This is a genomic window from Mesorhizobium sp. M7A.F.Ca.CA.004.04.2.1, assembly GCF_004022825.1.
Classification (GTDB): Bacteria; Pseudomonadota; Alphaproteobacteria; order Rhizobiales; family Rhizobiaceae; genus Mesorhizobium.
The window spans coordinates 1-2,324 of record NZ_RZPH01000953.1; the positions used below are offsets into that span (position 1 = coordinate 1).

Consider the following 2,324-nt stretch of genomic DNA (forward strand, 5'->3'; position numbering starts at 1 on the left):
ATCCGGCAGCGGATCAGCCGCGCCGATGCCGCCGATAGCCTGATTTCCGAAGGCATCGACCTTTATTTCGGCGAAGCGCGGTTTTCCGGAAGGGACGCTGTCACGGTCGCCGGACAAACCTTGCGTTTCAGGAAGGCGCTGATCGCGACAGGCGCGCGCCCGAGGCTGCCGACCATCCCGGGGCTGGTCGAGGCCGGCTATCTCAGCAACGAGACCATGTTCGATCTCACGGAGTGCCCGAAGCGGCTTCTGGTCATCGGCGGCGGCCCGCTCGGTTGCGAGGCGGCGCAGGCCTTCTGCCTGCTGGGCGCGAAGGTCATCCAGGCGCAGCGCGAACCGATGTTCCTGCCCGGTGAGGAACGCGATGCCGCCCAAATCCTTTCGGACGCGCTGGCGCGCGAGGGTGTCGAGGTTCGCCTCAACACCGAGGTGGTGGCGGTGCGGACGGAAGGCGGCAAGAAGCTCGCCGACCTGGTGTGCGACGACATCACGACGACGATTTCCGTCGATGAGATCATCACTGGCATCGGCCGATCGCCCAATGTCGACGGCCTCGACCTGGAAAACGCCGGGGTGGCATACGATGCCGACGGTATCAAGGTGGACGACTGTCTCCGCACCACAAATCCGCGCATCTATGCGGCGGGCGATGTCTGCCTCGCCTATAAATTCACCCACACCGCCGAGGCGACAGCCCGCATGGTCGTGCGCAATGCCCTGTTTCTCGGACGCAGGAAGCTGAGCGAACTGGTCATTCCGTGGTGCACCTATACCGATCCGGAGATCGCCCATGTCGGCCTCTATCCGGCGGAGGCGCGCCAGAACGGCATCCCGGTCAAGACCTATACAGTGCTGATGCACGATGTCGCCCGTGCGGTTATGGACGGCGAGGAGGAGGGTTTTGTCAAAATCCACGTCAGGGAGGGGTCCGACCGCATCCTGGGCGCCACGGTCGTTGCCAGCCATGCCGGCGAGATGATCAATGCGGTGTCGCTGGCGATCAAATCGGGCATGGGATTGCGTGCGCTGGCCGACGTCATCCATCCATTCCCGACGCAGGCGCAAGGCATCAAGATGGCCGGCGACGCCTATCGGCGGACAAGGCTCACCTCATCGTGGAAGCGTCTGGCGGGCCGCTGGTTGGCGTGGTCCAGGCGATGGTGATATTCCGGCAGCCTGCCGCAACTGGTGCATCTGACAATCAGCGACGATGCGGCGCTTGACGAAAGGCTCGTCGGCTGAACAAGTCGAAGCCGATTGTTATGGTTTGGGGCCGTCACGCATGCCGTCTGGAATGAAGTCTCAGGCGCAAAGCCCAGAGCGTCCACTTTGAAACCCGCGGGCGCACAACCGCTCGACGCTGTCTCCGCGGCGAAAGCCGGGCGACGTGTGCTGGTTGTGTCCCACGATCCAGCCTTTCCGCCGATCTCAGGCGCGGATCTGCGGAACTATCGCAATGCTGAGTCTGCTGCGCAATTCGGCCCGGTCTGCCTGGTATCTGTGCTGCCGCAGGCGACGGAAACAACCGATCCGTCGATCCGCACCGAAGCCTTGTCGATCAAGGGAGAGGCCCGCTCCAGTTCGATCGGGTGGTGGCGTATAAGGGCGGAGCGTCGCATCTCGCGCGTCGCCTTGACGCGGCTGGAGACACTGGTTCGGGACTTCCGCCCGGACACGGTGCTGATCGAGGGCATCGGCCTGTTCAAGCTGCTGCGGCCTTTGCGGGCACTGACGAAACAGCTCATCCTCGACATGCACAATGTTGAGTCCGACCTGGCGGGTCAGCTGCGGCACGTCGATGCGAAGCGGGCTGCGGTGGCGACGATCAGCGAGGGCCTTGGCATCAGGCGTCTCGAGAGAAAGGCGCTTGCCCTTGTCGACAGGGTCTGGGTCTGCTCGAGCCAGGATCGAGAGCGGTTGATGGCGCTTTCCCGGCACAAGTTGCCGATCGATGTCGTTCCAAACGGAATTCCGCACGCCGGGCACAGCCCCGAAACGCTGCCCGCCGAGCCCGTATCCGACGAAAGCTTTCCGGTGATCCTGTTCGTCGGCCATCTCGGCTATCCGCCAAACGTCGATGCCGTCCAGAGGTTAGCCGGCTCCATACTTCCGCGCATCCGACTGGCCTTGCCGACCGCGACACTGATTCTCGCCGGGCGCAACCCGACAACGGCCGTGCAAGCGCTGGCAGGATTGCCTGGCGTGGAGATCGTCGAAGACCCCGGAGACATGGCGCCGCTTCTGTCGAGAGCGCATCTCACCATCATCCCGCTTGCGGCAGGCGGCGGCACCCGCATCAAGATTCTGGAGGCGATGGCGTGGGG

The 2,324-nt window shown here is 63.9% G+C and carries 2 protein-coding genes; both read left to right on the forward strand.

All coding sequences use genetic code 11. The annotated features are described in order from the left end of the window. Window positions 1-1,164, forward strand: a 1,164-nt coding sequence (locus tag EN893_RS29665) for a mercuric reductase (protein ID WP_164901224.1), incomplete at its 5' end; no start/stop codon positions are given. Window positions 1,165-1,398: 234 nt separating this feature from the next. Beyond that, window positions 1,399-2,324 (forward strand): glycosyltransferase (locus EN893_RS29670; RefSeq protein WP_245490926.1); only part of this gene is annotated, 926 nt, incomplete at its 3' end.